The organism is Pseudomonas vancouverensis (genome assembly GCF_004348895.1).
In the GTDB taxonomy this organism is placed as follows: domain Bacteria; phylum Pseudomonadota; class Gammaproteobacteria; order Pseudomonadales; family Pseudomonadaceae; genus Aquipseudomonas; species Aquipseudomonas vancouverensis.
Map to the genome: position 1 here is coordinate 1 of NZ_RRZK01000005.1, position 25,847 is coordinate 25,847.

Below are 25,847 nucleotides of genomic sequence, written 5' to 3' on the forward strand. Positions count from 1 at the left end.
CCACAACCTTGACGAAGTTGCTCGGGGCGATCAGCCAGTCGAAGCTGGCCCGGAAAGGTGCGCCGCCGTTTTTACCCGAAGCACGGCCCATCAGGAAATCGGACTGGGCGACCGTGGCGAAGTACTCCGTCCAGAACTCAAGATTCTGGTGAACGTCGCTCTGGTTCCAGCGTGCACGGATTTGCTTTTTGCGTGCCTCGGAGACGAGAACTACGGTCGGTAGAGCTGGTGTGAGCAGTCGGTTGAACAAATCAACGATGTCCTGAACCGGGCAAGACGGCGAGCGCGGAACGCGATTGCCACCCTGTGACGGTTCAATTGACGGTTCCCTTACGGTTCTGGGGGCATCTGGTGCCGGGGTGTCCGGCATATCCTGCCGGGGTGATGGGGCATCTGGTGCCGGGGGGCATTTGCTGCCGGGGGCATATCCTGCCGGGGTGATTGAATACCAGGTCGAACGGCCAAAACGTTGGTTACTCGCCAACACGCCCGCCTCCTCCAGCCAACGCAAGGCGTTGCGAACCGCACGCTCAGACAGGCAAGTGCGCACTCCAATTGTCGCAATGGAAGGCCAGCAAACGCCCTCGTCATTGGCGTTGTCGGCCAAAGAGATCAGGACTGCCTTCTGAGCCGGGCTCATGCCGAGCAGTGGCCAGCACGCGCTCATGATGACGGTGCTCATACGGAAACATCCTGGACAGAAACCGGCGATGCCTTGAGGTGACCAAGGCGTTTTTCCGGCGAGTTGCCACTTTTAGATTTCATCGTCCTTCTGCCTCCATGTCCTATGCGCTGTATAAATGAACAGCTATGCACGGTGTACTGCTTCAAAATGCAAATTCCCGAATAATTGGTTCAACGAAACGGGAATCGATGCACGCTCAAGCCCCAGAAAGCTCTGGCCAGATTTGTTGCCAGTCATCGGGTCGAAGGTCCTTTCTGGTTACCTTTCCCCCTGTAGCTGACTCAGTGCGAGCAGCTATTTCGGCTGAAGCGGTCTTATGGCCGTAGGCGATCAGGCGCAAATAGGCGCGACTAGTCCCAGTACTGAGGACGTCCGCGTCACTTGCAGTTTTCAGCCACACGAGAAGTTGTGGTTTTTTGGTCCGCATGCGGGCCCTCCTTGTAGACGTAGAAAGTATTACCTCTAGGTAATCTCAAAGCAATACCCACAGGGAATTTACCTATTGGTAACCGTGATGGATGATTTGCGGATGGAAATTTCAGATATTCGCCGCGAAAATTTGCGGGCACTCATGAAGCAGCGCTTTGACGGAAAGCAGGCCAGGTTGGCCGATGCTTTGGGAAAGAGTGCCAACTACATATCCCGCTGCCTCTCGACTGCGCCATCCTCAGCCGGTAGCAAAAACATCGGGGAAGACTTCGCTCGGGACATTGAGACGAAGCTCAACCTAGAGCGTTATCAGCTTGACCGTCAGGGCATGCAACCTGCGGAGAAAGTTGAGAGCAACGCCGAATACCTGGGCCAATTCTCGGTTTGGGACGATGACACACCGCTGGATGATGATGAGGTGTACGTGCCGTTCCTCAAGGAAGTAGAACTATCCGCAGGTAGCGGAAAGACCGTGGTAGAGCCATCGCATAAGCAAAAGCTGCGTTTTGGCAAGCAAACACTTCGTAGACAGAACGTGCAGCCGAGCGAAGCGGTATGTGTTTCCGTGGCCGGAAACAGCATGGAGCCGGTGCTGCCTCATGGAAGTACTGTTGGCGTTGACCAGGGTTGCACATCGATAACTGATGGAAAAATGTACGCCTTGAATCACGGAGGCCAACTCAGGGTGAAGACCCTGTACCGCGCACCTGGCGGCGGCATCAGAATGCGCAGCTACAACAGAGACGAGCATCCGGACGAAGAATACAGCGCAGAGGAAATGCTAAAAAAAGACATCATCGTGATCGGTAAGGTCTTCTGGTACTCAGTTCTTCTCTAATCGCTATCAAGCCACTCAAAAAACCCGCCTTTCCAGCGGGTTTTTTTTCGCCCGCGAGAAAAATAATTACCTACAGGTATTGACCAATAATGTTACCCATGGGTAATGTTGCATCATTGCCGGATAACAACCGGCCATATGAAAGGCAGCGATGAACCAGCCTCAATGGTTCAGAGGGTTGGCAACTGACCCAGGTGTGCAGCGTAAAGCACCGCAAACAGTTATCCGGCGGACTGAGTCGCGGTCGGACGAACAACTTGATTGAGCCCGTACCGCGCCAGCAGCGCCGAAGGGACACAGAGTTTTTCACTGATGCACCTGCTTACCCGGGTGCATTGGGAAAACAACCGGGAGTCAACGCGATGGAAACAGAAATCGTAAATGGCACATGGAAGGGTCACCTCGGTCGTGGCCTGGCGCCGCGAGAGCTTCAGTTCCTTCTGTGGGTAGCCCTCGGGCTGACCGCCAAGGAAATCGCGCGAGAGGTCGGCATTTCACCGGCCACCGTCGCGAAACGCCTCACCAATGCAATGTTCAAGCTCGGCGTCACCCGCCGCGCCGCATTGGTAGCCGAGGCGATGCGCCGGCAAATCATTTCCCCGATGTGCTTCGTGCTGGCAGCGCTGATCGCCATGCACGCAATGCTTGATGGCGATTCCATGCGACGTGATCGCCGAGTCCCTGAACGTCGAATCGCCCAGGTACGGACGGCGAAACGCGCCGAGGCCTACGACCTCCATGCATAGGTGGTGTAAGCACATCGGAAACATTTTGCACCTAACCGGAAAAGTTTTTCCTGTCGAATGAACTGAGGAAAGGACATGAACCCGACAATCCAACTGAGCCGAGCCATCCTTGACGGACTGCGTCAACGCGCCACCCTGGCCACCGCCGAGTTCTACCAAAAGGCAGGGATTACAGCCGCCGTGGCTTCGCCGCGCTTCACCGTAGTGCCACACGGTAACAATCTGTTTGGCGTAGTTGATCGCCAGACCGGTACCGAGCGTGCCGAAATCGCCGGACACCTCAATGCCTGCCGGTCGGCTGAGGATTTCGAAAGCGCGGCTCGCGCTACCAAAACTACGCAGCGCACCGTCGCTTACGTGGCGCGCTTGATGACCCGTTGGGCATTCGTGTCCGCCGTCATGCTCGCCGGATTCGCCTTCATGGGAGTCTCACGATGAACACCGGTCCTCTGCCAGACCCGCGCACCGCGGTACTGACCGAAATCGAACGCAAAATCGCCGAGTTCTTCGGTGCCGGTGGGAAGGCTGAAGCCGCAGCGGCCTTCAGGCCTGAGCCCCGCCCTTCCCGCTCCAACAAGATCGACCCGGACACCGTACTGAAACGCCGGCGGCCTTCCCCATCCCACGCCGAACGGATCGCACTGCGACGAATCACGGAGGCGCTATGAGCAAGCGCAAGCCGAACAATGGCTTCGCCCGTGCCGAACGAAACTGCCGGGCGTTGCTCAGGACCAATCACGTCGCCGTCGTGAACATTGACCCCAGCGGCGCGCAGATCATGGCCAACTGGAAGAGCTGCCGGCAGATCCGAAGCCTGGCCATCGCAAACGCGCTGTTCGACTTCTCCTACCGCTGGACGATCTACCTCAGCGCCATGTGCCGCGATGATCGCGGCGTCGAGTACGTCAAGTCGGTAGAGATCTCGCCCGAGGGCATCTACAAGGTCGAGCGCCTGACAGATGCCATCGAGCATTACTACCTGGAGCTGCGAGACAGCTGCAACCCGAACCACCTGGTGGCGTCGGGCTGGATCGCCGTTCCTGCCGAGGTATCGCTCGACGAGGCACAGGCCGCGAAGCTGTTCTACGCCGCCGGCGCCTGGCACCAAGTGAAGGTCGCCGCGTGAAACGAATCAATACCCAGGTGCGCCAGCGCCTTCGCCAGTCGCAATTCAACCTTCCCCCCAGCGGCCTCTTGGCCATCCCGGAGAAACAGCCATGCCAACCCCAACCGACACCGCCGAGTTTCTCGAAGAACTGAACGGCGGCGCATTTGCCAGCCAGATCGGCCACGCCCTTTCCGAAGTTGCCGCCGGGGTTGTTGACCATGGCAAGACCGGCAAGCTGGTGATCACCCTGGACTTCAGCCAGATCGGCGAGTCCAGCCAAGTGAAGATCAAGCACAAGCTCGACTACAAGGTGCCGACTAAGCGCGGTACCCGCAGCGAGAACACCAGCCTGGATACGCCGATGCACGTTGGTACCGGCGGCAAGATCACCCTCTTCGCGGAGAAACACGACCAGCTTTTCAGCCGCGAACAAGCTCCCATCACCCCTCGCACCTAACCGCTTAACCACCAAGGACCTAAACAATGTCTCTGACCAAAGAAGCGATCCAGCTCATCACCGACACTGCGCTCGAAGCGAGCGGCAAGCCGCTGGACACCCTGACGCCGACAGTGGTTCTGCCGGAAGGTTGCCAGGTTGTCAGCCTGGAAAAATGGCAGTCCGGTCGCAGCCGCTTCCGCGGCATTTACTCCACCCATTCGCTGGCCGACTTCAGCACCTACGTCGCTGATCGGGCGATCGCCACCGCCAAGGGCTTCATCGACCAGGACGAAATGACCTGCACCCTGCTGTTCAATCTGGGTGACGATTCCGAGCCAGGCCATGCCGACGACCGCGCTGTGCTGAAGCTGAAGGCATCAGCAGGCTACAAAGCCGCGCAGTCCATCGGCGGACGGGCCATGACGCAGAAGGATCTGAGCGACTGGATCGAAGACTGGCACCAGTACCTGACGCCGGTGGATGACGAAGGCAAAGCGATTCCCGTTGCAAAGGCCATCGCGGCGGTGCGAACCATCACAGTCAAAGCATCCAGCGAATCTGAAACCACCGTCGGCGATACCAGCGCCAGCCGTAGCGCCATGGATCAGATTGAGGCTCGCAGCAAAGAAACGCTGCCGGCGGCCCTGTTGTTCAGCACCATCCCTTACGAGGGTTTGACCGAGCAGCAGATCAATCTGCGCATTTCGGTGATCACCAGCGGCGCAGTGCCGGCGTTGAAGCTGCGCTGGGTTGGTGAAGAGGTACAGCGCGAAGACATAGCGCAGGAGTTCAAGACAGTGCTGCAGGACAAGATTGGCACCAACGCATCGCTTTCCCTCGGTGCGTTCGATCCGAAGTAATTAATCAGGCCGGGCGACCGGCTTGTTCTACCGCGAGTATCCCACTGCCAATCGGCGAAGTTATTCGCGTCAAACTGGTCTTACCTTGGAGTTCCACCCCAAGAAAGATCCGTTGAGTTTGTTAAATGTCATACGGTCGGATCGTGACGTTTCTTTAAAAATGGTCTTCGCCATAATGGGCAATTAATTTTGTCAGCCTCATATAGAAGCGCGCTATGTACGGCCATGGCACACGGACCTAGTTCACTTGCTTTTTTTAGAATGTCATCGAATCTAGATACTGATGTTTTTCCATTCAACAACAGATCAACCTGAGTTCTAATGTGTAGCGCATTGACGGCTTGGTACACTGAAAAAAAATTCTGATAGGCAGGAACAACACTAGGAAAATAAATATTAATGAGCGATGAATACCTGTCAAAAGGCAGCTGACTTTCAGTATTCTTTGCGCTATCCGGAACATCTGAATCAATAGACTGATCCTGTTCTAACTTCTGGACATCGTCGACGCAAGCGTTGGCTCTAACATGCACTAGACGCATATCTTTAGACAACTCTGTATACAACGACTCAAGTTTACCCCGAAGCACTTCTCTCTCTGCCCGTCGAGCACCTAAAACATATGTGATCACGCCCGACGATATCAACCCGCCCAGCGCTGCTGTTAAAACAGAGCTAAACCCACTAATCAAATCCACCACACTCCCCCTTACTAGCCCCATGCCGGGCAGAACACAAATACACCACTTCAACGAATCACGCCAATCGGTGCCAGGCTCACCAAACTTCGGGCGTCGGCTTCATTGAGAATAATGTAGATTTAGCCTTTTGCGATTTGCATTTTTTTGAGGGAATCAAGTGCTGCATCTAGGCCTGCGAGCGTAATTTCACCCGTAGTCCCCCCGGAAGAGACGAGATACAGCATCTGAGCCGAAGATTCGACGGCAATCCTAGCATCATAGAGATGTACATAGATTTCTGAATCCACCCCATGAATCGACATGGCTTCTTTCAGGTGCTCCTCAGATTTTTGGAGATCAGATTTGATAGCGGCAACAAGTTCCCGCGACGGGCCTATTTCTTTCATCCCTTCAAATCCGGCTACGACTCGCTTTTTTGCATCTGTTACAGCGGTTATAGCACGGACAAGAGCGCCGAGCCTTGCTTCTCTGTCGGCATTTCGCCTGAATCTCGAATCCCTATTCGCGATCCAAATTGCTGCCAGTATTGCCAAAATTGATCCCACCGCTTGCACCCATGATGCCAGTCCTGGGTGACTTTCGATCCAGCAAGAAACTGTTTCCCAACTCACAACCCACCCCCATTTAAAACCCGTGACTATACCGGCGAGGATCCCCTATGCAATCAGCAATCGACTTGTTCTCCGGCTTCGGCGGGTGGACTAAGGGCGGCCGCAACGCAGGCCTCAATGTTCTCTGGGCTGCAAACCATTGGCCCGAGGCAGTTGAGTGGCACACCCGCAACAACCCGGACACCATTCACGCGTGCCAGGACCTCCACCAGGCTGACTGGTCGCAAGTGCCGAAACATGACGTGATGCTGGCATCCCCATGCTGCCAAGGGCACACGAAGGCCCGCGGCCTGGCGCAAGCTGACCCAAAACGGGATAACTCACGATCGACAGCTTGGGCCCCAGTGGGGAACGCCGAAGTGAATCGGCCTGAGTTCGCCGTGATCGAGAACGTTCCGGAGTTCATGGACTGGGTTCTATACCCAGCGTGGGCAGACGCGATGCAGCGCTTGGGTTACGCATTGGCCCCGCACATAGTGGATTGCGCTGACCTTGGCGTCCCGCAGCACCGAGTACGCCTGTTCATGGTCTGCTCGCGCAGCAGGGCACCGCTGCACTTGCAATTGCCCCGCTTCCAACACGTGCCAGCCCGCGAGATTATCGATTTCGACGCCGGTAAGTGGTCGCCGATCAACAAACCAGGCCGCGCCGCGTCAACGATGACCCGTGTGAAGAATGGTCGCGAACGCTTCGGCGAACGCTTCGTCATGCCCTATTACGGCTCAGGATCTGGACTAACCGGGCGCAGCCTTGACCGCCCGATCGGCACTATCACCACTCTGGACCGTTGGGCAGTGGTCGACGGCGACATGATGCGCATGATCACTGCCAACGAGGCGATGGCCGCTCAATCTTTTCCTGCCAATACCCTTCGGCCGGACAATCACCGCCTGACAATGCACATGACCGGGAACGCGGTTCCGCCGTTAGCCGGGCAGCGGATAATTGAGGCTTTAATACGAGCGGCGTAAATCTGACCTAACTTATTTGCGAAATCCCGCACGCAAGCTCTTAACAAGATCATGTAAATACTCAATGCGAAAACTGCACTCCTTTTCAGCAATAGCGTACTGCTGCCGTATAGAAGCCTCATCGATTTCTTCCTCTCGAAACATTAAATCTAACATCTCATCTTTAAAACCGACTACCAAACCATACAGTTCAATTTGCAGGATCACAAGCTCACGAAATTTTGAATCATCAATAAAGAACTCGCATTCATCGATTGCAGCTAAACATTCAGACTCTGCTAAATTCCATGCTTCCCGAGCACCTTTCAGAGCCTCATTTAGAAAAAGTGACTCCGGGGCTCTTCTTCTCGCACTGTGCACGCCATGCATCATGGAGTAGCGCATAAATCTCGGAGCGACTCCTAGGCTATCAACGGCAGCTTTAAGCCTTGCAAGGGCTTCAAATTTTTTACCGTGCCTGAACTCTGATTTCCACAAGGTAAGAGCATATACGGCCACTCCTGCAGCAATTATCGTTGCAATAGCTGCGGTTGTATCCAAAATGCTTTTTACTGTTTCGCTTGCACCACTTTGAAAGTTTATCGAAACACCGAGTGTAACTCCGAAGATGACCAACAAAACACAACCAGAAACTATCACTCGATCCATACACAGCTCCCTACGTCGGGACACGAATATACTCGCAGAGGTATCACATGCCCACAGAAAACAAACCTGCAGCACCAGTCACAGCGGCTGAAGAACTCGACGCGGTGTTGTACTGGCGAGACAAGCATACCCAGGCGATCCGTGAGCATGACGCCCTGCAACTGCGCCTGAACGCAGCGGATCAGCGGATTGATGAACTGACCTCGCAGCAAGCCGAAAGCCGCGTAATCACCCTGTCGGGCTGCGAGTTCAGCGAACACGAACTTATCCGTACAGCCGTTCGAATGGTGACCGGCACCAGCCGGCGCGGCACGCAGCGCTGGGTAGTGATGAAGGACGCTTTCTGCTGTGGATCCGGCGTCGCGCATGCGCTCTGCCGGCGGTTCGGATTCGATCCCGACGAAATGGTGAAGCCGTGAGCAGCCCCGGGCTTTGGATGATCAACGTCCGGATGCGGCGAGTCGAGGAAATCAGATTGCACCAACGCGCCGATCAGAATCGCCGCTTAGGGCCGAAGTGCTACCAAGGCCCAGGCCGGACCTACATGCTCCATGAAAGTCAGGTTCACACCTCGCGCGTTTCGGCACTGGCCGCTTTGAATCGCAGCCTGAAAGCCATCTACGAGGAGCGAAACTTGAAGCAGCAGAAGCTGTTCGCCGAGGTAGCGGCGATCGCTTCTGAGCTGGAGCATGAGCAAAAGTGAACGCCAGCCGCATAGGAGTACATCTATACTCCGCCCGCAACTCTACTCCCTCCCCCTTCAAAGTCAGCCGCCCTGGCTGTCAAGGGGTGGTCGCATTCGCGTCACCACTCGGGCGCTCCAATTTACCTGGCACAATCTGTATCGGGGTTCTGCCCTCAAGCACTCCAGTCGCGGCTGTAACAAGATTATCCATTCGAACTTCGTTTTGAACATGTGCGTTTGGCGAGTACCAGCTCTTCTTCAATTGGACCCGATCAAACTGATAACCAAGCGACCGCCCCATCGCAAAAAGAAGGTTCACAAACAGCTCATCGCGCTGAACCCAAAGTGCCTCCATACTCAAATTCAGGTTGGAAGAATCGCTTAGATGATCGTGATATTCCTTCCATGCATTGAGAACGGATTGATCACGGCTTGAGGTCCACCTCCTTCCCAATCGAACAGAGCCGTAAAAAGACAGGTCAATCATGTTCAGCCCCCGAACATGATCGGCGGAAAGACGTGCGCCGCGCGTCGCCATCAACGTATGGAATACCTGAAGTTTCCTAGCTCTGCTCTCTCTGGATCTTTCGATCCACTTCTGTGCTTGCACCGCAAGTATTGGCCCCAGCAACGTGGCGGTAACAATCATCCAATCCGAAATGGTCAGTTCTAGGCCGGCCATATCCCCACCCCAAATTTTCTCTATTTTCATGGAGCGTAGCATGGTGAAAGAACTCCCAATCTTAATTAAGCGCCCAGCCTAACCCCTACCCCACACAAGAGCCTGCCGGTGTAGGCGGGCGAGGATTTCGCATGTCCGGAATAGAACGAATCATCGAAGCCTTGACCGCACCGCCTCCGCCGGCTGCCGAGGTCATTACCCTCGACCGAAACAGTGTCGAGCGGGCGCTGATCTTGCTGGAAAGCCATCCAGATATTGCCCAGGGTGGCCCCTCACTCTGTCAGGAGGTCTGCGTTTTCCGACAGGTACTGGCGGAGCCGAAGGTTGAGCTTTGGGCAATCCATAGCGTCGGCCCGGGTGAAGAGTACCCCTGCCTTAATAAGGAAGATGCCGAACAGAGAGCACATGAGCTGCGCGATATGGGCGAGCGTATAAAGCAGGAACGGATCGCTCAAGGTGAAAGCGTTGAACACTGGCATGACTGGGTAACGAACGTTATCCCCTCACCTTGGGAGCCTGCCGAACACTTCGAAATCATGGCTTATGAATTGGCGGAAGACGCCGACCAGATCCGCCTGGCGCTGAAGAAACTAGAGAACCAACGGGAAAAGCTTGTCTCGGCCCTTGAGTTCGCCATTGAGCGTTGGACTCTGCTGGCAAACGAGTTCAAGTACACAACCCCCGAGCATGAACGCGAACTCGCCGAGATATCGAAAGCCCGGGCCGCGATCGCAAAAGCCACCGAATAACCACCCACTGTCGCCACGCGCGGCATGGAGCACCCAATGAAAAAAGAACTGATCAAGATCAGCGAGTTTCAACGCCGGCGCTGGGGCAGAGGCGGCACTCCGCTCTGCTCGCAGGCAATCCGCAACCACATACGCAACGGCCAGGTGCCGGGCGAGCAGATCGGCAAACTCTGGTACGTTGACTGGAACGCATTCAGCCGCTCGAATGGCAACGACCTGGTCGCAATGGTATTGAAAGGAGCCGCATGATGGTGCCACGGCCGCGCAACCCTGCGAACAAGGGACTTCCGCAGAATCTGTACTTCGACGCGCGGCGCTCGACCTATCGCTACCGGCGGCCAACCGACGGGAAGTGGTTTCCGTTCGGCGCCGACCGCCTCAAAGCCATTGATGCCGCGAGACAGCTGAATCTTGAATTCATGCGTGGCGCCGACCTGGTTGGCTCTGTGATGGGCAACACATCAGACCTGTTCACCGGTTTTCTCGACACTTACGAGCGCGACGTCCTTCCGCCGCGGGAGTTGGCCAAGGGCACCTTGGGCTTGTATGCGGTGCACTTCCGGCGCTTTCGGAAGCACTTCGAAGGCAAGGCCGTGGACCAGATCACGATCCGCATGATCGCGGAGATGCTGGACGCCCTCACCCCGCGCACGGCGAACCAGTGCCGCGCCCTACTGATCGACATATTCAACCATGCCGCAGCGAAGGGGTTGTGCCCAGACAACCCGGCTGCCAGCACCATTAACCGGATCGAGAAGAAGCAGCGCAAGCGGCACACCATCGAGGGCTTGAAAGCTATTCGGGAGAAGTCGCCGGCCTGGCTGCAGAACGCTATCGATCTGGCCCTGATCACCGCGCAGCGCCGCACAGATATCCTCAACATGCGATTCGATGGGGTTCGGGAGGGATTTCTGTATGTGGTGCAGCAGAAGACGGCCAAGGCCAGTGATGCGGCGTGGATACGGTTCAAAGTGACCGATGAACTCCAGACCGTGATTAGCCGGTGCCGGGATGACATCGTCTCCCCGTACCTGGTCCACCGCCGGCCTGACCGCAAAAAACAGAAACAGGCGCAGACGAAGGATCATTGGACGCAGGTTGAAGAGCGATATTTGACACGGGCCTTCAAAGAGGCTCGGGAGGCGGCGGATTGTTACAAGGGATGGAAGGAAGAAGAAATGCCGGGCTTCCACGAAGTGCGAGCATTGTCGCTGCACCTGTATCAGAAAGCCGGAAAGGACGGGCAGAAGATCGCCGGACATGCCAGCGAGAGCATGACCAAAAACTACCAGCGGGACCACGCAGAAGTCATCTGGTCCGAGGCAATTCCGGATCTGAATATCAGCGAAATCACCGGGTAGTTTTGCGCCAGTTTTGCGCGGGTTTTGCGCAGGCACAAAAAAGCCGATCTAGTTGATCGGCTTAAGTGTCTGATTTTGCTCAGGAATAATGGTCGGGACGGAGTGATTCGAACACTCGACCCCTAGCACCCCATGCTTGCAGGGGCGCTGAAATGCTTTAAAGAACAACCTTCTACGTGGGCGCCCACTGCAATCGATGCTCAACGTGGTTCAGCTTTGTTTCACGTTTCCCCGCAAAAGTCCCTACAGGCTTTCGTCGAGAAAGTCCCTGCCCTGCGGCGTTCTGCCGAAATTCAAACATCCCTGCACCACCACGACTGCGCATACAGGCAGCCGTCGATTTCCTCAAGGCCGCTCAGCGTGAAAGCGTTGGTTGCCATGCCTGAAACTCGGGCATCCAGCAGCGGCGGGATAGGGACCGCGTCGAGCGGCATTCCCTGCGGCCGAAGCCGGGCAATGTCGCTGGTTCGGTTCAAAAGTTCGCACATCTCGTTTCTGATGTTGATGTCGGCGCGGATGCCTGGCGTCTGCTTGATCGCTTTCCAGTCCCTGGCAACACCCTTGTCTCTCATGCGCGTAATGGTGAAATACATGTCCCGCTCGATACTGGATAAATAAACAGTATCGTAATCCATATGCAGCCGATCAATGAAGCGCTGACGAACGGATCAGTCCATCATATGCCTGCTCGCAGGTCACTCCCCGGGCCCTGGCCTGGTCAGCAATTGCAGCCAGATCGCCCGCTCGCTGATCAGCGCGCTTGAGCACGTCGGCGAGCACTGCGGCGGCGCGGGTAGCTGCCTTGCTTGCGTCGGCAGTGCAGGAATTACCGCTGGCTTCACTGGCTGCGAGCCGAGCGGCAAGGTTGTCTGCTGCCCCGCGCAGGCCGTCAGCAGAAGCGCGAGCGGTAGCTGCATCAGCCGTCGCTTGATCGATGTTGCGTTGCCCATCCTGTACCGCCTTGTTGATTGATTGTTGGTAGGCCTGCTCTTTTGCCCGCTCCGCCGTCTCGCGCGCGGCGAGTGCCTTGGCGTCCAGGGTGTTGCGGTCGTTCCATTGGGCCTGCCAACTCTTATCCGTGACCGTCACGCCGTGTTGATAGGCGGCAAACAGCGCGCCAAGCACCAACGCGATCGCGACTATATAAGGAAGGGCTCGCAGCCAGATCGAGGTCATGCCAATACCTCAGTGGCTTTCTTCCACAGAACCAGCCTGTCAGCCTGTCCATTGAGCCCGCCGTTGATACGTCGGGTGATCCGTTCGAAATCGCCGGCATCGGCCAGGGTGTTGAGCCCCTTCGTCGCCCAGAACCAAGCGGCCGACAAACAGGCGTATTGCGGCTGCTCCAGCAGCTCAGGCTGTTTGACCAGGTCCACGCCCAGCGCCTCGCCGCACGCGGCGTAGTTCGCCCGGCCCGTCACCTGGATCAGGCCGCGACCGCGATACTTGAACCCATCGCCGATTACTGTGTTGCCCAGGTCCGCACGCCCCTCGTACTTCGTCTGGGCCGGGGTCGGCCCCCAGATCTCACGGACGTAGCGCAACTGACCGGACTCATGGCCGATCTGTGCAATGAACGCGGCAACGCGCTTGCTGCCGACGATCTGGTGCCGCTGCATTGCCGTGTTGAGGAAAGGAACAAAAACGCCGGCTTTGGCGCCGGCGTTCGGGAGAATCTGAAGCAGCTGCTGCGCATTGATGGGCATACGGTTCTCCGTTTTGTTAAATCCGAATTGCTGTAGAATCCCGCGAAAATAAGGAGGGCATGATGCCGACAGCATTAAACCGAATCGAAGCTATTCCGGCTCTTACTGGCCTACGCTTCTTCGCGGCATTGATGGTTTTCTTTTCGCACTATCCAATTGCCGGCGTTAATGACAGCTTCAGCATATTTTTTGCATCAGGCTACTCTGGGGTTACTTTCTTTTTCGTTCTGTCTGGCTTCATCATTGCTTATAACTACTCAAATAGATTTGAAATCAGCCCAGTAGCCGAAACTCCGAAATATTTATGGGCGAGATTTAGCAGGGTATACCCAGTATATTTTATAACAATGGCTTTCGTTTGGTTTCTACAAGGTGCCGACGGCCCAATCCTTATTTACTTGTTCGCATTACAGGCTTGGCACCCAGACATACCAGTGATCGGCGGTCTTAATAGCCCTGCGTGGAGCATAAGTGTAGAGTTTTTCCTTTATATTTCATTTCCATTTATCATGGTTTTTTTTACAAAAATAGGGATTATGAAATCTAAATTCAGAATAATTGGCCTTGCGATACTGTTTGTGATTGTTCAATTTTCTCTTGCAGCCTACCTGTCATTACCGCCGCGGAATGATCTTGCGATTTCCAATCCAGACTCTGCACACCGTTGGCTTTATAATTTTCCATTGTTCCGAGTATTTGACTTTGGCCTCGGCGTGCTTGCTGCCATATTTTTTTGCAGGCACGCGAAGTCTGGCGATAAAAAACCAGTATGGCGGTTGATATCACTAGTAAGCATCGCTGCCGTTTTTTTGATAATGACCTCAAAGGATCTCTTCTACTCTGCTTATAGTTGGGACGCTGCCTACGCCTTGGTTTTCGCCTTACTTATTTTTTCGTTGGCTATGGATCAGAAAAGCCTGATGAGCCTTGCGCTCTCCAACAAAAAGATAGTGTTCCTGGGAGAATCTTCGTTCGCTTTCTATATGATCCATCTTATCGCACGGCCGATATTCGACAGCAAAGTAACCGGCTCACTTTTAACGAACATAGCATTTGAATTGTTTTTTCTTGGGTTGATAATAACGATGTCGATTGGATTACATCTGGCCGTAGAAAAGCCCTGCCGTGATTACCTGAACGGAATAATTCGAATCGGCAGAACTCAGAAGGCAAAAACTGTGGCGGAATGAAGATACTGCTATTCCATCAAGTGGGTGGTACAGGCCATGCCGGCGACTCTTCGGTGATATCAACGACCTGAAGATCTCGGTAATACATCTGCCATTCCTTGGCTTTCAACGTCTCTTCATCCGTAGCGTTTCCAAGGTTCAAAGCCAAAAAATAAGGCGTCATGGACTGCGAAGCCTGCATGCTAAGTTGCTGCAGGAATGCCGAATTTATTGCTGTGTAGTCAATCACTGGTGTTGCCGGACCGGCGAACAAGCCGTCGTTATACGTCCAACCTGGCTGCGGCATGGGATCCATGCCTGTTATGTCGACCATGGTCGCGACGATTTCAGCCGGGAACCTTACTTCAATTGGTCGCTCAGTCCCTATCCGGCTTGGCTCACCCTCTTCCCAGTCCGGGGCCTCAGTATCATATGGGTCCGCTGGAGCGATGAACTCCACGTACACACCATTATCAATCCGCGCGTAAATTTTAAACATTATGCGTACTCCCGAATAATTACTAAGCCACCTTTTCCAGCACCGCCAAAACTATTCGTGGCCACTGAGGCACCATTAGCCGCTCCAGAACCACCAGCGCCATAACTTACAGCTGCGTTCCCTGGGCTGCCTGTGGTTGGCGGACCGCCTGTAGGTGGGCCACCATCACCGAATAGAGAAGCCCCGCCCTTTCCGCTAATAGGAGCAGTGGCATAGAGCGCGTATATTCCACCGCCACCCAATGCGTTTAAGTCCCCGCCAGTCCCAACCCCTCCATTTGATCCGCCGAAGGGATTATTCGTGGCTGAGCCTGCTGCGCCGGTTTGACCAAGCCCGCCACCTGAAGCGGAGACCAATAACCCGATAGCACTGGACCCGCCTACTGATGCGGAGCCACCGGCGCCAACCGAAATAGTCTGTCCAGCGAATGAGGCGATCGCTCCACGCTTTCGCGCGTATCCTCCAGCGGCACCGCCAGCTCCGGCGGACACTTGGCTAGCGCCAGTGGATGCGGCATTCCCCCCACCTCCACCACCCCCTTGGACCTCACCTTCGGCGGTTAACGCCAATGGGTGTGGTGTGAAGGTTGAGCTGACGTTGGCGAACGCACCGCCATCGACCGATGCTTGCAGGGTACCGCCGTTGTTGATGTAGATCGTGGTGCGCAACAGCCGTCCAGTGGCTTGGCCGAACTGCATGGCATGCTGGGACTTGGTAGCCGCCGCAACTTGTTGGGCCCCGCCAAGGGACTCGATAATAATCCACGCCCCGTTACCGCCGTTTACGCCGGCTTGCACCAGGTACATAAGAACTGCCACACCGGCGGGAAGCTCACCGCCCTGAAGTGGCTGAAGGCCAAGGCCATAAATCGGTTTAGCGGCAAGGCCGTCTGGTGCGTAGGTGGACGCCCCTGGGTTAAGGTTGGCGATCTTCACCCGTTGCATATAGCCGGTGGCCGGCAATGCAGTAAGTGCCGGGGTGTTCGCGGCTGCGTAGACGCCAGCAGTTCCGGTGTCGTTTAGAACAGGGGTTTTCCGGGCTGCGGCGTACAGAACGTTCAGCAAGGCATCGTAATACTGAGATGCACCGACCTTGTCGACCAATCCGTTTGGGACTAACCCTGCCACAGAAATCAAGGACTGAAAGAAACCTTCCTTATCGTTTGCCCAATCTTGCTCAAGATACGAACCGTCCTTCGCGGTGGGGCTTGTTCTGTTCTTGAAATAGCCCTGTGGGTAGTCAGCGGATGGGTTGTTGAATCGACCCGGGTAGCGTTCGTTAAGCTTCAGTGACATGTTAAGCCCCTATGTATCCTGCAAATTCTGCGCTTTCATCACCGAACTCGGCATCTGTATCACCGAACTCGAACATTCCGAATCCCTCAAGGAATCCATTGAACTGGACTGCCTGAGGCTTCGGTACAAGGCCGGCATTGAGCAGAGCAAATCGCTCAAGATCGGAAATCTCTCCATAGAACTCGATGCTGAACGACATGTCTTCACCGTCAGTGACGCGCAACACGTCGGCGTTCGGTAAAAGGAAATTTATCCCCTCAAGGATGTTTTCTATTGTCGCGTCGCCATTGTTCTTGACGATCTTGGCTTTGATCACCAAGCGGTAGAGCTCATCGGAAAGCTTTCCGTCCTGATCAATGCTCAGAGGGCTGAACATCGCGTCTTCGTCGCCAAACTCAGATCCGTCTATAAGATCGAAAAACCCGGGGTTCATATCGACCGCGCCCAGGAAACTGCGCGGGGCCACCACGATACGCCCGATGACGTTGAGCACCTCTCCTTCGGCGCTATCGATGTCGTAGCTTTTGCGGACCGCTTCGGTTGCGGCTTCGATATCGCCTCCGAGTGAACGAGCGATCGAGAACCACGCGACCGCCTTCGGCTTGTTCTGATACTGGGCATAGACCCGATCTGGAATGTTCATCAAGTCACCGTCACGTTGACGTTGGCCAAGGTCCACCGCGACATCTGGTTGTAGGCAATCGCCAGCGTGCCTGTGGATCCGTTCAGGTTCGACGAGGCTATATTGACGTAGCTATTCCCGTACGAGCCGATCACCTTGTTGACAGGCGTAAGTGCCGTGCTGAACGGGACCGATTCGCCGATATCGAAGCCGGTGATCTTGAATCCGACATCTGCCGGAATGAGCTCGCCCTGACCGAACTCGACAACCGCGTCCTTGATCTCCTGGATGATCGTTGACGGGAGCGTTCCGTCGTTGACAAGGGTGATATTCAGGATGGCGTCGACATAGACCGGGCGACTGGCCTTGATCAGTTTCTTGTTGCTGGGATACTTCGGCGATGTCACCAGAACCGAAAATGGGGTGCCGGCCTGAAAAAGCAGTGCACCTGGGTTCTTCTTCAGGTAAATGGCCATGGCCACATCAGCGTCAACACCGCCGTCGATTACCGGCGCAATAGAGTGAGCCGGAAGCCCGTATGGGTTATCCGAAGAAACCGCCGCGCTGTTCGTGTCGTTCTCGTAGACCTTTACCCTTCGGACGCCGGCGACGCTGAAAATCTCACCAAGCATCGAATCGATCTGGTTGTTGCCAGGTCTGCCGACGGCGGTTGCCCTGGTCACGCGCAGTTGCTCATCGGTCTGCGCGTCGATGCCTGGCGTAGCTGGGGCCGCGTTCGTGACGGCAGACAGGCCAGCGACCACGTCTACGATGCGAGTGATGGTGCCCGTATCGGCCTGCGTTGGCCCGACCACGGTGCAGGTCGCATTGATAATGGCGAGACCAGATACGTCCGCTGTAACCGTCTGATCTGTCGTCCAGCGGCTACCGGTGACGGTTGACTCAAAGCGGTTTCCCGCGAATATCACCGTGCCTGCGGTGGCCGTTAGTGTCAGCTGTACGCTGGAACCAGAACCATTCGAGCGGGTTGTCCCTGTCAGCGAGCAGACGATATCCAGATCCGTGCGCTTCGCCTTGTTAGGGTCTTTCGAGTTGTAGGCCTGCTGAAGGGTCTCATCCAACGAATAGAAGATCTCGGCGTCATGCGCCATCTTCAAGCCGTCAGGGGTGGAAGGGTCAAGATTCCAAAGCGGGTCGATATCGAGGTAGAACTGCCGCTCCTGCGCGAACCAGTCATTTTGCGTCTGCAGCACGTAGCCATTTGCGGTCAGGCTAGCCATCCAGTGTTACCTCTTCCAGGCCGAACGCGGTGAGAATTCCAGCGGTCACGCTGTAACGGCGGGCGTTGATGTCGAAGTCAGCGGAGAAGCTGGTGAGGCGGATGACGCCGGGAGTGTTGGCGATCCTTGCCCTTAGCGCGGCTTCGGCAGCAGAGAGGCTGGCGAATTTGCCGAGGATCTGCTCGTACCAAGGCGTGCCGTCCGTGATGTCGCGAAAGTACTCGCCGAGGAACAACCGAAGCCTGGTCATCACCGTCTGGGCGATCTCTTCTTTTCCGCCTAGGAACTGCTGGCCACGAGTCACGATGTCGCCGTTGTCGTCCAATTTGCGCACGGTCATATAACTGGCACTCCACTTGTTCCAGATCCAGGCGTAACACCGGACGTTCTGTGATTTTTGAGGGAAATGCCGGTAGCCGTGATCACGTCGCCGTCAGGCGTAATCTTCAGGCCGTTGATCAGGAACGATCCGTCTGCCTGCAACCGAAAGCTGCCAGCGCCGTTTTGCATCAGAGTTGTGCCGTCCGCCAGCACGTCAAACTTCGCGACCCCGTTATCCATGGAGATGCTGTTGTCGTTCTTCAGCCAGACGAACTGCGTGCCAGCCTTGTTGCGCATGCGCACGCCGTTGTTTTGGAACTCCGGCAACACATTCGGTTGCGAGCGGAAGCCAGGAAGGAACATTGCGTCCTGCATGTTGTGGAAACGCCCGATCGGGTTTGCAGCAATTCCGCCGCTCTGGATCCATCCATCGATGCAGCGTTGAGAGAACAGGATGTCGCCCTCGCATTGGGGGTCAATCTGATACTCGACACAGAAGTCACCTCCCGGGAAATAGACCGGAACCTCGATGATTGGTGGCACCTTGAACTCGGCTCCATTGATGTCCACCCGCGCAATGCCTGGCTGTACCTGAGCAAGCTGGGTCAACGGGCTGAAGGTAAGAACGTGCCCAGGTATCGAAGTACTCACACCTTTCATGACCTCGCGGAATGCATCGCGGATCAGTTTCGCCTGCTTTGCGCGGCCTTCTGATTCAAGCATTAAGGCTCTCCATTTACCGCAGGTAATAAAAAACCCGCCGGAGCGGGTTTGTTTATTAATTCATGGTTATCTATCACATACGGGAATCTTTAAAGCTTTCCCTTCTTTACCATCTGATCGCAAACAGCGGCGCGATACTGACCCCTTGTATCTAGCGGGTAACGGTCACTAAGATTTCGGCGTGCAAAACTATACGCATTAGTTACTTTTTTAATGCTCGATGGCTCGCCTTCGTATAAACCCAGCAAAGCCATATATCTATTTTCTTGCTCTTCTTTAGAAACCAGCAGGCCGTCGCTGTCTAAGCTGCCGGTGTAGCAGGCAAGCAACACGGATCCGAGTAGATTATTTTTAGTAGCAACATACCCGCCGAACTCGACCCTTCGTTCACTTTCATTTCCACCTGTATGGTCGCTGCCGGTCGGGTTATGCCAGGTTAACTTACCCTCTTCATCCAGTTTTCTAACCTGATCAACTGATTTTTTGTCCCAGCACACGCCCGGACCATCTGGCCCCATCGCCTCACTTTTCAGCCTTCCTTGATCGTCTTTTGTCCACACGCAATCGATATCAAAATCACTTAGGTGCGTTACCGCGTAGGGCGTATCGAGAAAATCTATTTGATTTTTAGCATTATCGGAAGCTGCGATAGCCGGAGTAACTATCAAAAAAATCAAAGCCACTAGATAACTTTTCATCGCACCAGTCCGCGGGTTAAAAACATATTATCAGCCAAACAGAAGCTGAATTCAGGTGAAAAATGTATCAGTTGGTCTGAGCTCAACCAAGGGCCTATCGCATGAACTGCTGTCCGCGCATGTAGGACGTGTTCACCGATGAGACTGCCTCTCCACGGGTGATGACACCATCGTGGTTCACATCGAGGCCGGAGTTGGCGGCATACTCGCGCTGGTAAGGCCCGGAGTCACGCTCCCACATCACGTAGGAATCCGGCCTGCCAACCGCTGACGGCCACAGGACAGCGAGATAGGCGTCGCCAAGGTTACGGATGCGACCGTTATATGGGCGGTAATAGCCCTCAACATAATCCAGCTGCCGCACTGCGGTCATACGCGCTAGTTGCGCTGTGGACGTGCCAAGGCTCCTAGCCGTCGACTCAACGAACTGGATAAGCCCGGTTGCTGTGCTGCCTGGATTTCGTGCGGCGGGACTGAACGTGTATCCGGTTTCGAACCCCATCACGGCCATCAGCCAGTTGGGATCTATGGACAAGTTTCCGGAAATCTCCCGCACCTTGACCCGGAACGCCTGTTCTACCCGGGCGCCCCAGATGAGTTTCCCGTTCTCGGAGGTGGCGACCTCGGTAGCCGCTGGCGCCGTACCAGCCCGGAGGCCATCAATCTCCGTGCGCCACTGATCACTATGCGAATCCCCGGAATGCTTCATTGCGAGCACGTTGTACTCACCGTTCGCAGTGGCGTCACCGCTCAGCTCGGAGACGAACAGATTCCCTGTGTTGAACGTCGCAAACTCGCTCTCTACGTTGATTTTCCCGTTGATACGCAGCGATGGGCTCAGTTGGACTGCCACGAATACGCCAAGCCCATCAGGACCGCGAGAAACCTCGGGAATACCGATCATTCCGCTGAACTGGTCAACCTGAACGATGGTGGTTGAGCGTGGCATATTTGGCTTGGTAACCACGATCCGCCCACGATCCTGCATCCATTCAAACTTGTAGGCATAAGCCAGATCAGCCATGGCGGAAGGGATATCGCCATCAACAACCAACCCTGATGTCAGCGCTGGAGTGTCGGCGAACTGAGCATTATCGATATCAACCGGCAGGGGCCACGCCCTTGCCAGAGCCCGAATCACTTCTTCAACACGAGAGCCGACCCCGAATGAAAGCTGTGCAGATAATCGATCAGTCGCTGGCTGCCCAGAGCGACAAATCAGGCGGGTAATGATCTCAGGCGATCCAGGCTCACGCTCGCGCAGGGTGTTGGTCACAAACCCTGTGAAAATCGCATCGATGTTGTCGCTGTATCCGGCACGCAGAACAATGCTGGATCGCTGGGCGATGGCTGATCTCTTGTTCATGTTGTAGAGGCGGATGTCGGCAAATGAGACCGCATCACCAGGCGAGATATCGACGTTGAATTGAATTCTGAACTGACGCTGCCCGGCCTGCTGGCTGATGTATGGATTGCCGTTTATGTCGACCGACCACACTCGCTGTCTCATGTGTCCACCGTAGGGGGAATCCAGACCAGAAAGTTTTCGACGCCCAGGTTGTCCAGCGTGACATCTGCACCCGTGAAAACCATTTGGCCTATTGCGGTCCGGTAGCTCTGAATCACGTCGCTACCAGGCTCCAGCATTGCGCCTGCCACAAGACGGGTTCCGTCTCGCACCAGGTTCATCGACCAGGCCGGATAATCAAGGTACGAGATGAAATCCACCTCGAAGTCGATCAGGTTGTCACCCAGCTGCACAGCAAATCGCTGATGAGCATTTTCGGCGCCGGCGCGCAACGGAATCACGAACATCAAACCACCCCATCAAGAACGTTGTTCACTGCACTCGCCACAGTATCCGTTGCCTCCTTGGCAATGGCCTGCCCCCGCCTGATCGCACGGGCAAGAGCACTCTGTGACGGGTCGCCATCCCGGAGTTGAGGAATCGAGCACTCTGCATCACGGGCGATTCGGTCCAGTTCGATAACTTCCTGAAGCTCCACGACGAACTCAAGGCCACCCTCGTTCCGCGGCTCCTTGGTTCGAGATAGTCGCGTGATCGCCATGTTCTTGAGCAGGATGTCGCCAGCATCAATATCGAACGGGTCATAGGACTGCATCAGCCAGACAAGAAACTCGAGCGTAGAGCTTGCCCGTGTTTCATCGCTGCCTGCCAAGAAACCGGCTGAAAGACCGGCTACCGTTGAAACGATCGGGTTGCTGGTGAGGTTGGAGAGTGCACCACCTAGAAAGTCGGTCAGCTGGACCTTTACCGGGTTATTGCTGATTGCGCCGGTCATTGTCCACTTGAACGGGTTAAGGATTCGGTGATCCGAAATCCTCACGCCTGACTCAATCGGGAAGGACGTGATGTTTACCGTGGCCTCGAACGTATCTTCCAGCACCGCGTCAAACGAGTAGCCCGCGATGGTCGGAGCCTGGCGCGTGAAGATGTTGATGATGCTCAAGGCTATCGCTCCGTAGTGGTCTTCAGGTCGCCAAGGGTCTCGTAGTTTTGCCGCTCGTTGACCTGCGTGATTTTCGACTCAAGCGCCTGCCCGTCCAACTGAAGCGTCACGCCAAGCTGGTTTTGCACCTTGATCGGAGTACGACTCAGCGCGCCTGCAAGTGCATCGGCATTCGCATTTCGCTCATCTTCGCGACTGGTTGCTTCGGCCGGCGGGATGATGTCTGCCGCTGACCTTTCGCCGTAGACCGACTCTGCGGGCCGAGAGACCTCGACCGGAGGTTCGTCTCGTCGATTCAGATAGTCGATGTCTTTCTGTGATCGGATTACTTTCCCCGTATATTCCTGCGGCTTTTCATACCTGATATCGCTTCGACTCTGGGTTGCATTCCCATCCCCCCCATACATAAGCTCCATCGGCCCTTTGATTCGATCTAAGCCGGTCACATCCTTGAGAAGTTCATCAAAGCCGCGAGCAGCATCGCCGTAACCCGGCACATATTCGTTTAGAGACCTGTTGATCAGGTTTGACCCAATCGCGCCACCGGTGATGGCAACGCCAGCGGTTCCAGTTTTGCTGACCAGCCCGCCAATCGATGCAAGACCAAGTTTCGCAAATGTTGCCCCAACGACGGCTGCAACTGCGGAAGTACCCAATGTCGCTGTAGCGACCGGATTGTCTGAGGCGTAATCAATAACGCCGCTCACGCTCTCGCGGTGGTCCTTGAGGAAGTTGTTCAGCGCACTACCAGCCCCAACCAGGCTTTTCATGAACTTCTCAGAAAGCTCATTGTTGATGCCTTCCAGGATCAGGCTGAACTCTGCGGAGTTTTCCGCGAGCTTCCGTGCATTGTCAGTCAACTGATCGACACTGCCAGTGAGGCCGCTGGCGCGCTTCATCGCATCGTCGAGCTTATCAACCCCGCCGGCCAGCGAGCGGAACACACCGTCAGATAGCCCGAGCGAGCTTTGTACTTGTGCGCGCTGACCTTCGTCGAGGTTTGGAATCATGCTTGCGAGGGCGCGCATGAACTCTTCACCAGTGCTCGTCTTATACAGCGAGCTGACATCAATGCCAGCCGTAGCCAAATCATTGATTGGACCAGCATCACCTTTGAGTCGGAGATTATTTTGAATCTCTTCGAAATGCGCCAAGGTCTCGACAGCGTCCGCTGCATCGCCACCCATGAGCTTTAGGGCGTTGCCATAGTTGTATACGGCAGCCTGCGAGGTGCGCAGGTTCTGTGTGGACATGGCCAGCTTGTCTACGCGATTGGCTACACCGACGATTGCCCCGGCGCCAGCCCCAAATGCTCCGACCAGTGCCGCTGAGATTCCGAGGGCGTTGGACTTGATCCCGTTAAGGCTGGCGTTAATCTTCTTGTCGCCCGCATCCAGGGCTTTGGTGTCGTAGCCGATGCCGATCAGGAACGACTTCAGAACCTTACTAGCCATTCTTCACAGCCTCGTATTGATCCCACATCTCGTCCATGGCCTGGTTAAATCGCTCCACATCTGCGATAGACAGAGAGCCATCAGCCAGTTGGGACCATGTGCACAGTGGGGGGCAGATTCCGGTAATACCGACGCATGGGCGCATCAGGAACCAATTTATTGCGCTGCGCCTACCACCTCGTCCTGCCGAGCGTCTTTTGCGCCGCTGGGCAGCCAGTCGAAAAAATCGGAGAGGTTCCATAGCAGCAGTTCGGCGAGCAACTGGTTGTACTGCACCATCCTGCCGCCGAAGTCAGCGACAGTTACCGGGCGCTCGGTGCCGTTGATGAGGACTTTTCCCATGAGCATCTGCGAGACCTGAGCCTTCACGTCCTGGCGCATCGACATGAACATCGCACAGAGGACCTGGCCGTCAACTTCCAAGCCGGCATGCGCCGCCGTTGCAAATCGCTCAAGCACGGCGCCGGACAACATGGACATGAGCCGGTCTTGATCGACAGCGCTGGCCATGGCTGCGTTGTACTGCACACCGCCAATGGTGAATGGTTTCACGCTCATCTATTAGCCCCTTGTCGCTTCCCAGATGTTGAACTGCATCGTGAACTGATCGTCCGTGATGGTTGAACCGGCGCGACCACGCTGGCCGTCGTTCACCAGCACGCCTTCCGAGCCAAGGGCCGTTTCGAGCGTGCCGATCTGCGTGAAGGTCAGAGTGATGTTGGCGTTCGAGTTCAGCAGGCCCTGCACGTATGCTGAGTCGGATGAGCCCGGATTGAGGTAGACGTTCACCTCACGGCCTGGGTTCTGGCGATCGAGACGGACAGCGTTGCCGCCCTGGCCACGGCGCAGCTGACTGCGAGGATCGATCGGCGCATCTGTGTATGGGGTGGCAGTGTCGCCCCAGTCCTGGATTTGCCGGCCATTGATGGTGACGACGGTCAGGTCGTTAGAGAAATTATTCAGGGACATTCAGATCACCTATCAATAAACGTCGAGATCAACGTCAACCACATGGATGGCGCCAGCGCGGAACAGTCGGATTCGCAGAGGTGCGGACTTGCGAGCGTCACGGTCAGCGTCCGAAAGGTCGAGGATGTCCTCAGGCTTGGTCAGGATCTCGAAGCCGGCGGTGTATTTTTCCAATCCATCGTCCGGGTCGATGTAGTTCCGCGGACCCAGGTAGCCGTTGCTGATGAACTGCTGCATGGTCGCCCGCGCAGCGCCGATCAGTACCGCTTGGCCGACGGGGGTCTGAGCAAGCTTGGTGGTCTGGTTGGCGACTGCGCCGTAGAGCGACGTGGTCAGGAAGTTGATGCACGCATCAAGGTTCACCACATCGTCGATGAACTCGCCGTAAAAGCTGTGCGTGAGCGTGTTCAGCCACCGGCCAGAATCAGTAGATCCTTGGTTGTCCACTATGGTGTAGAAGACGGCCTTCTTCGTATCGCTCTGCATAGCCGCATAAGCGGTACCGGTCAAAGATTCAGCGAGCACACCGGGCGACTTCTTGAACTCACCAGTGATGGTCGAGCGATCGGCGCTGTAGTTCACCGCTGCAAAGTGCTTGGCCAGGGCCGAGCCGGAATAGGCGTCGGTGGCGTGTGCGGCGGTGTAAGCGTGGCGGAACCCTAGCGCCGTTAGGCCGCTGGCGATATCTTCGTCTTCGGCAGGGTCGCGAATTTCAGCCACATTAGCGCCGGTCTGGTTGTCGATAAACATGCTAGTGTTTTCATCACACCAGCTTGCGATCGCGAGAACGTCCAGTTTCACGGCAAGAACATCTGCTGTCCACATGGTCCAATACCACCAGAGCATGTTGCGGGCTTTGTTCAGTGTGGCGGCGCGGGTTGCGTCTGCTGTTGCTGTTCCCCAAACCTGAATCTGGCGCGTTGCCGGTGTGCCGCCAAGCCAGCGCTGAGCCGCCTTGTAGGTCTCGGTTGTGTCTGCGAAGTCAGTAGACAGCGCTACCAGCGTTGAATAGGTCCGGTATGTATCAGGATCAAATCCTTCCGGTAATTCGGTTTCTGGCGCGAACAGCATGGCGCTGGCGAAGTTCGCAGTGCCCAGTCCGGCAGGGCTGATTCTTGCGTTGATGCGAATAATTTCTGAGGCGGGATAACTCATCTCGAGAGCTC

Annotated in this window: 37 protein-coding genes; 14 read left to right on the forward strand and 23 right to left on the reverse strand. The window is 55.6% G+C overall.

What is annotated here, in order from left to right; translation table 11 throughout:
- The coding region (locus EIY72_RS03655) for a helix-turn-helix domain-containing protein (protein ID WP_243701727.1) at positions 1-682 on the reverse strand (682 nt) is incomplete at its 3' end.
- A gap of 199 nt (positions 683-881) precedes the next feature.
- Positions 882-1,112, reverse strand: a complete 231-nt coding sequence (locus tag EIY72_RS03660) for a transcriptional regulator (protein WP_093218289.1) — start codon at positions 1,110-1,112, stop codon at positions 882-884.
- Positions 1,113-1,214: 102 nt separating this feature from the next.
- Here EIY72_RS03660 and EIY72_RS03665 point away from each other — a divergent pair, with 102 nt between their 5' ends.
- The 7 genes from EIY72_RS03665 (at position 1,215) to EIY72_RS03695 (ending at position 5,105) form a co-directional block, all read left to right on the forward strand.
- The gene (locus EIY72_RS03665; protein ID WP_408003239.1) at positions 1,215-1,952 is read left to right on the forward strand and encodes a S24 family peptidase; all 738 of its coding nucleotides are present in this window, start codon (positions 1,215-1,217) and stop codon (positions 1,950-1,952) included.
- Between the two features lie 362 nt (positions 1,953-2,314).
- Complete coding sequence (locus tag EIY72_RS03670; RefSeq protein ID WP_093218287.1) at positions 2,315-2,698, forward strand: response regulator transcription factor; 384 nt, start codon at positions 2,315-2,317, stop codon at positions 2,696-2,698.
- Positions 2,699-2,773: 75 nt separating this feature from the next.
- Complete coding sequence (locus EIY72_RS03675; protein ID WP_093218284.1) at positions 2,774-3,136, forward strand: hypothetical protein; 363 nt, start codon at positions 2,774-2,776, stop codon at positions 3,134-3,136.
- Positions 3,133-3,366: a hypothetical protein gene (locus tag EIY72_RS03680; RefSeq protein WP_093218280.1), complete on the forward strand. Its 234-nt coding sequence runs from the start codon at positions 3,133-3,135 to the stop codon at positions 3,364-3,366. Before EIY72_RS03675 ends, EIY72_RS03680 begins: the two co-directional genes overlap by 4 nt.
- The gene (locus EIY72_RS03685) at positions 3,363-3,824 is read left to right on the forward strand and encodes a hypothetical protein (RefSeq protein ID WP_093218276.1); all 462 of its coding nucleotides are present in this window, start codon (positions 3,363-3,365) and stop codon (positions 3,822-3,824) included. Before EIY72_RS03680 ends, EIY72_RS03685 begins: the two co-directional genes overlap by 4 nt.
- 91 nt (positions 3,825-3,915) lie before the next feature.
- Positions 3,916-4,263, forward strand: a complete 348-nt coding sequence (locus EIY72_RS03690) for a hypothetical protein (RefSeq protein WP_093218271.1) — start codon at positions 3,916-3,918, stop codon at positions 4,261-4,263.
- Positions 4,264-4,289: 26 nt separating this feature from the next.
- Positions 4,290-5,105, forward strand: a complete 816-nt coding sequence (locus tag EIY72_RS03695; RefSeq protein WP_093218269.1) for a DUF2303 family protein — start codon at positions 4,290-4,292, stop codon at positions 5,103-5,105.
- Between the two features lie 128 nt (positions 5,106-5,233).
- On the opposite strand, the gene EIY72_RS03700 is transcribed toward EIY72_RS03695, so the two are convergent.
- Complete coding sequence (locus EIY72_RS03700) at positions 5,234-5,803, reverse strand: hypothetical protein (protein WP_132680105.1); 570 nt, start codon at positions 5,801-5,803, stop codon at positions 5,234-5,236.
- A 122-nt stretch (positions 5,804-5,925) separates the two neighbouring features.
- Positions 5,926-6,417, reverse strand: a complete 492-nt coding sequence (locus tag EIY72_RS03705) for a hypothetical protein (RefSeq protein ID WP_132680106.1) — start codon at positions 6,415-6,417, stop codon at positions 5,926-5,928.
- Between the two features lie 47 nt (positions 6,418-6,464).
- On the opposite strand from EIY72_RS03705, the gene EIY72_RS03710 reads away from it, so the two are divergent.
- Positions 6,465-7,388: a DNA cytosine methyltransferase gene (locus tag EIY72_RS03710; protein ID WP_093218263.1), complete on the forward strand. Its 924-nt coding sequence runs from the start codon at positions 6,465-6,467 to the stop codon at positions 7,386-7,388.
- A 12-nt stretch (positions 7,389-7,400) separates the two neighbouring features.
- On the opposite strand, the gene EIY72_RS03715 is transcribed toward EIY72_RS03710, so the two are convergent.
- Entirely contained in the window at positions 7,401-8,036 is a 636-nt protein-coding gene (locus EIY72_RS03715) for a hypothetical protein (RefSeq protein WP_093218261.1), read from the reverse strand.
- A gap of 47 nt (positions 8,037-8,083) precedes the next feature.
- Between EIY72_RS03715 and EIY72_RS30070 the strand changes: the two genes are divergently transcribed.
- Together EIY72_RS30070 and EIY72_RS03725 are read left to right on the forward strand one after the other, a co-directional pair.
- A complete protein-coding gene (locus tag EIY72_RS30070; RefSeq protein ID WP_231985544.1) occupies positions 8,084-8,455 on the forward strand; it encodes a hypothetical protein in 372 nt (123 codons plus the stop codon).
- Positions 8,452-8,739, forward strand: a complete 288-nt coding sequence (locus EIY72_RS03725; protein WP_093218258.1) for a hypothetical protein — start codon at positions 8,452-8,454, stop codon at positions 8,737-8,739. The genes EIY72_RS30070 and EIY72_RS03725 overlap by 4 nt, the downstream gene beginning before the upstream one ends.
- Before the next feature lie 79 nt (positions 8,740-8,818).
- Here the strand turns inward: EIY72_RS03725 and EIY72_RS03730 are convergent, their stop codons facing one another.
- On the reverse strand, positions 8,819-9,445 hold the full coding sequence (locus EIY72_RS03730; protein WP_093218255.1) for a DUF6680 family protein: 627 nt from the start codon (positions 9,443-9,445) through the stop codon (positions 8,819-8,821).
- A gap of 89 nt (positions 9,446-9,534) precedes the next feature.
- Here EIY72_RS03730 and EIY72_RS03735 point away from each other — a divergent pair, with 89 nt between their 5' ends.
- From EIY72_RS03735 to EIY72_RS03745, 3 genes are read left to right on the forward strand one after another with little or no spacing between them, the layout of a single operon-like run.
- Positions 9,535-10,152: a hypothetical protein gene (locus EIY72_RS03735; RefSeq protein WP_093218252.1), complete on the forward strand. Its 618-nt coding sequence runs from the start codon at positions 9,535-9,537 to the stop codon at positions 10,150-10,152.
- Positions 10,153-10,188: 36 nt separating this feature from the next.
- Positions 10,189-10,401, forward strand: coding sequence for a hypothetical protein (locus EIY72_RS03740; RefSeq protein ID WP_093218249.1), 213 nt, complete (start codon positions 10,189-10,191; stop codon positions 10,399-10,401).
- Positions 10,401-11,513, forward strand: a complete 1,113-nt coding sequence (locus EIY72_RS03745) for a tyrosine-type recombinase/integrase (protein ID WP_093218246.1) — start codon at positions 10,401-10,403, stop codon at positions 11,511-11,513. The genes EIY72_RS03740 and EIY72_RS03745 overlap by 1 nt, the downstream gene beginning before the upstream one ends.
- A 293-nt stretch (positions 11,514-11,806) precedes the next feature.
- Here the strand turns inward: EIY72_RS03745 and EIY72_RS03750 are convergent, their stop codons facing one another.
- From EIY72_RS03750 to EIY72_RS03760, 3 genes are read right to left on the reverse strand one after another with little or no spacing between them, the layout of a single operon-like run.
- The gene (locus tag EIY72_RS03750) at positions 11,807-12,148 is read right to left on the reverse strand and encodes a hypothetical protein (protein ID WP_231985543.1); all 342 of its coding nucleotides are present in this window, start codon (positions 12,146-12,148) and stop codon (positions 11,807-11,809) included.
- Positions 12,149-12,158: 10 nt separating this feature from the next.
- Positions 12,159-12,689, reverse strand: a complete 531-nt coding sequence (locus EIY72_RS03755; RefSeq protein ID WP_093218242.1) for a DUF2514 family protein — start codon at positions 12,687-12,689, stop codon at positions 12,159-12,161.
- Positions 12,686-13,219 carry a glycoside hydrolase family 19 protein gene (locus EIY72_RS03760; protein WP_093218239.1) on the reverse strand — a complete coding sequence of 178 codons (534 nt, stop codon included), beginning with the start codon at positions 13,217-13,219 and terminating at the stop codon, positions 12,686-12,688. The genes EIY72_RS03755 and EIY72_RS03760 overlap by 4 nt, the downstream gene beginning before the upstream one ends.
- A 62-nt stretch (positions 13,220-13,281) precedes the next feature.
- On the opposite strand from EIY72_RS03760, the gene EIY72_RS03765 reads away from it, so the two are divergent.
- Entirely contained in the window at positions 13,282-14,409 is a 1,128-nt protein-coding gene (locus EIY72_RS03765; protein WP_157720931.1) for an acyltransferase family protein, read from the forward strand.
- 16 nt (positions 14,410-14,425) lie between these two features.
- Here the strand turns inward: EIY72_RS03765 and EIY72_RS03770 are convergent, their stop codons facing one another.
- From EIY72_RS03770 to EIY72_RS03835, 14 genes are all read right to left on the reverse strand, one after another.
- On the reverse strand, positions 14,426-14,887 hold the full coding sequence (locus EIY72_RS03770; protein ID WP_093218234.1) for a tail fiber assembly protein: 462 nt from the start codon (positions 14,885-14,887) through the stop codon (positions 14,426-14,428).
- On the reverse strand, positions 14,887-16,182 hold the full coding sequence (locus tag EIY72_RS03775) for a hypothetical protein (RefSeq protein WP_093218231.1): 1,296 nt from the start codon (positions 16,180-16,182) through the stop codon (positions 14,887-14,889). The genes EIY72_RS03770 and EIY72_RS03775 overlap by 1 nt, the downstream gene beginning before the upstream one ends.
- A gap of 1 nt (position 16,183) precedes the next feature.
- Positions 16,184-16,825: a baseplate wedge 1 family protein gene (locus EIY72_RS03780; protein ID WP_093218229.1), complete on the reverse strand. Its 642-nt coding sequence runs from the start codon at positions 16,823-16,825 to the stop codon at positions 16,184-16,186.
- Entirely contained in the window at positions 16,825-18,045 is a 1,221-nt protein-coding gene (locus EIY72_RS03785) for a baseplate J/gp47 family protein (protein ID WP_093218226.1), read from the reverse strand. The genes EIY72_RS03780 and EIY72_RS03785 overlap by 1 nt, the downstream gene beginning before the upstream one ends.
- Entirely contained in the window at positions 18,038-18,385 is a 348-nt protein-coding gene (locus EIY72_RS03790) for a contractile injection system sheath initiator (protein ID WP_093218223.1), read from the reverse strand. Before EIY72_RS03790 ends, EIY72_RS03785 begins: the two co-directional genes overlap by 8 nt.
- Complete coding sequence (locus EIY72_RS03795) at positions 18,382-19,089, reverse strand: Gp138 family membrane-puncturing spike protein (RefSeq protein WP_093218220.1); 708 nt, start codon at positions 19,087-19,089, stop codon at positions 18,382-18,384. The genes EIY72_RS03790 and EIY72_RS03795 overlap by 4 nt, the downstream gene beginning before the upstream one ends.
- An 89-nt stretch (positions 19,090-19,178) precedes the next feature.
- On the reverse strand, positions 19,179-19,787 hold the full coding sequence (locus tag EIY72_RS03800; protein WP_093218218.1) for a hypothetical protein: 609 nt from the start codon (positions 19,785-19,787) through the stop codon (positions 19,179-19,181).
- A 94-nt stretch (positions 19,788-19,881) separates the two neighbouring features.
- Positions 19,882-21,285: a baseplate hub protein gene (locus tag EIY72_RS03805; RefSeq protein ID WP_231985542.1), complete on the reverse strand. Its 1,404-nt coding sequence runs from the start codon at positions 21,283-21,285 to the stop codon at positions 19,882-19,884.
- Positions 21,286-21,293: 8 nt separating this feature from the next.
- The gene (locus tag EIY72_RS03810) at positions 21,294-21,602 is read right to left on the reverse strand and encodes a phage baseplate plug family protein (protein WP_093218213.1); all 309 of its coding nucleotides are present in this window, start codon (positions 21,600-21,602) and stop codon (positions 21,294-21,296) included.
- The gene (locus tag EIY72_RS03815; protein ID WP_093218210.1) at positions 21,602-22,258 is read right to left on the reverse strand and encodes a phage baseplate protein; all 657 of its coding nucleotides are present in this window, start codon (positions 22,256-22,258) and stop codon (positions 21,602-21,604) included. Before EIY72_RS03815 ends, EIY72_RS03810 begins: the two co-directional genes overlap by 1 nt.
- 2 nt (positions 22,259-22,260) lie before the next feature.
- The gene (locus EIY72_RS03820) at positions 22,261-23,712 is read right to left on the reverse strand and encodes a phage tail tape measure protein (RefSeq protein ID WP_093218208.1); all 1,452 of its coding nucleotides are present in this window, start codon (positions 23,710-23,712) and stop codon (positions 22,261-22,263) included.
- 156 nt (positions 23,713-23,868) lie between these two features.
- Positions 23,869-24,270: a hypothetical protein gene (locus EIY72_RS03825; protein WP_093218205.1), complete on the reverse strand. Its 402-nt coding sequence runs from the start codon at positions 24,268-24,270 to the stop codon at positions 23,869-23,871.
- A gap of 3 nt (positions 24,271-24,273) precedes the next feature.
- Positions 24,274-24,681 carry a hypothetical protein gene (locus tag EIY72_RS03830; RefSeq protein ID WP_093218202.1) on the reverse strand — a complete coding sequence of 136 codons (408 nt, stop codon included), beginning with the start codon at positions 24,679-24,681 and terminating at the stop codon, positions 24,274-24,276.
- A gap of 12 nt (positions 24,682-24,693) precedes the next feature.
- Complete coding sequence (locus tag EIY72_RS03835; protein ID WP_093218199.1) at positions 24,694-25,836, reverse strand: DUF3383 family protein; 1,143 nt, start codon at positions 25,834-25,836, stop codon at positions 24,694-24,696.
- Between the last annotated feature and the right edge of the window lie 11 nt (positions 25,837-25,847).

What these genes read in the sequence shown, in the direction of transcription:
- EIY72_RS03680 (WP_093218280.1), top strand. Translation starts at nt 3,133, where the DNA reads ATGAACACCGGTCCTCTGCCAGACCCGCGCACCGCGGTACTGACCGAA.
- EIY72_RS03670 (WP_093218287.1), top strand. Translation starts at nt 2,315, where the DNA reads ATGGAAACAGAAATCGTAAATGGCACATGGAAGGGTCACCTCGGTCGT.
- EIY72_RS03755 (WP_093218242.1), bottom strand. Translation starts at nt 12,689, where the DNA reads ATGACCTCGATCTGGCTGCGAGCCCTTCCTTATATAGTCGCGATCGCG.
- EIY72_RS03800 (WP_093218218.1), bottom strand. Translation starts at nt 19,787, where the DNA reads ATGAAAAGTTATCTAGTGGCTTTGATTTTTTTGATAGTTACTCCGGCT.
- EIY72_RS03735 (WP_093218252.1), top strand. Translation starts at nt 9,535, where the DNA reads ATGTCCGGAATAGAACGAATCATCGAAGCCTTGACCGCACCGCCTCCG.
- EIY72_RS03795 (WP_093218220.1), bottom strand. Translation starts at nt 19,089, where the DNA reads ATGCTTGAATCAGAAGGCCGCGCAAAGCAGGCGAAACTGATCCGCGAT.
- EIY72_RS03730 (WP_093218255.1), bottom strand. Translation starts at nt 9,445, where the DNA reads ATGCTACGCTCCATGAAAATAGAGAAAATTTGGGGTGGGGATATGGCC.
- EIY72_RS03665 (WP_408003239.1), top strand. Translation starts at nt 1,215, where the DNA reads ATGGAAATTTCAGATATTCGCCGCGAAAATTTGCGGGCACTCATGAAG.
- EIY72_RS03770 (WP_093218234.1), bottom strand. Translation starts at nt 14,887, where the DNA reads ATGTTTAAAATTTACGCGCGGATTGATAATGGTGTGTACGTGGAGTTC.
- EIY72_RS03820 (WP_093218208.1), bottom strand. Translation starts at nt 23,712, where the DNA reads ATGGCTAGTAAGGTTCTGAAGTCGTTCCTGATCGGCATCGGCTACGAC.
- EIY72_RS03810 (WP_093218213.1), bottom strand. Translation starts at nt 21,602, where the DNA reads ATGTTCGTGATTCCGTTGCGCGCCGGCGCCGAAAATGCTCATCAGCGA.
- EIY72_RS03710 (WP_093218263.1), top strand. Translation starts at nt 6,465, where the DNA reads ATGCAATCAGCAATCGACTTGTTCTCCGGCTTCGGCGGGTGGACTAAG.
- EIY72_RS03835 (WP_093218199.1), bottom strand. Translation starts at nt 25,836, where the DNA reads ATGAGTTATCCCGCCTCAGAAATTATTCGCATCAACGCAAGAATCAGC.
- EIY72_RS03830 (WP_093218202.1), bottom strand. Translation starts at nt 24,681, where the DNA reads ATGTCCCTGAATAATTTCTCTAACGACCTGACCGTCGTCACCATCAAT.
- EIY72_RS03765 (WP_157720931.1), top strand. Translation starts at nt 13,282, where the DNA reads ATGCCGACAGCATTAAACCGAATCGAAGCTATTCCGGCTCTTACTGGC.
- EIY72_RS03695 (WP_093218269.1), top strand. Translation starts at nt 4,290, where the DNA reads ATGTCTCTGACCAAAGAAGCGATCCAGCTCATCACCGACACTGCGCTC.
- EIY72_RS03685 (WP_093218276.1), top strand. Translation starts at nt 3,363, where the DNA reads ATGAGCAAGCGCAAGCCGAACAATGGCTTCGCCCGTGCCGAACGAAAC.
- EIY72_RS03790 (WP_093218223.1), bottom strand. Translation starts at nt 18,385, where the DNA reads ATGACCGTGCGCAAATTGGACGACAACGGCGACATCGTGACTCGTGGC.
- EIY72_RS03825 (WP_093218205.1), bottom strand. Translation starts at nt 24,270, where the DNA reads ATGAGCGTGAAACCATTCACCATTGGCGGTGTGCAGTACAACGCAGCC.
- EIY72_RS03740 (WP_093218249.1), top strand. Translation starts at nt 10,189, where the DNA reads ATGAAAAAAGAACTGATCAAGATCAGCGAGTTTCAACGCCGGCGCTGG.
- EIY72_RS03785 (WP_093218226.1), bottom strand. Translation starts at nt 18,045, where the DNA reads ATGGCTAGCCTGACCGCAAATGGCTACGTGCTGCAGACGCAAAATGAC.
- EIY72_RS03775 (WP_093218231.1), bottom strand. Translation starts at nt 16,182, where the DNA reads ATGTCACTGAAGCTTAACGAACGCTACCCGGGTCGATTCAACAACCCA.
- EIY72_RS03675 (WP_093218284.1), top strand. Translation starts at nt 2,774, where the DNA reads ATGAACCCGACAATCCAACTGAGCCGAGCCATCCTTGACGGACTGCGT.
- EIY72_RS03760 (WP_093218239.1), bottom strand. Translation starts at nt 13,219, where the DNA reads ATGCCCATCAATGCGCAGCAGCTGCTTCAGATTCTCCCGAACGCCGGC.
- EIY72_RS03690 (WP_093218271.1), top strand. Translation starts at nt 3,916, where the DNA reads ATGCCAACCCCAACCGACACCGCCGAGTTTCTCGAAGAACTGAACGGC.
- EIY72_RS03780 (WP_093218229.1), bottom strand. Translation starts at nt 16,825, where the DNA reads ATGAACATTCCAGATCGGGTCTATGCCCAGTATCAGAACAAGCCGAAG.
- EIY72_RS03750 (WP_231985543.1), bottom strand. Translation starts at nt 12,148, where the DNA reads ATGGATTACGATACTGTTTATTTATCCAGTATCGAGCGGGACATGTAT.
- EIY72_RS03745 (WP_093218246.1), top strand. Translation starts at nt 10,401, where the DNA reads ATGGTGCCACGGCCGCGCAACCCTGCGAACAAGGGACTTCCGCAGAAT.
- EIY72_RS03715 (WP_093218261.1), bottom strand. Translation starts at nt 8,036, where the DNA reads ATGGATCGAGTGATAGTTTCTGGTTGTGTTTTGTTGGTCATCTTCGGA.
- EIY72_RS03660 (WP_093218289.1), bottom strand. Translation starts at nt 1,112, where the DNA reads ATGCGGACCAAAAAACCACAACTTCTCGTGTGGCTGAAAACTGCAAGT.
- EIY72_RS30070 (WP_231985544.1), top strand. Translation starts at nt 8,084, where the DNA reads ATGCCCACAGAAAACAAACCTGCAGCACCAGTCACAGCGGCTGAAGAA.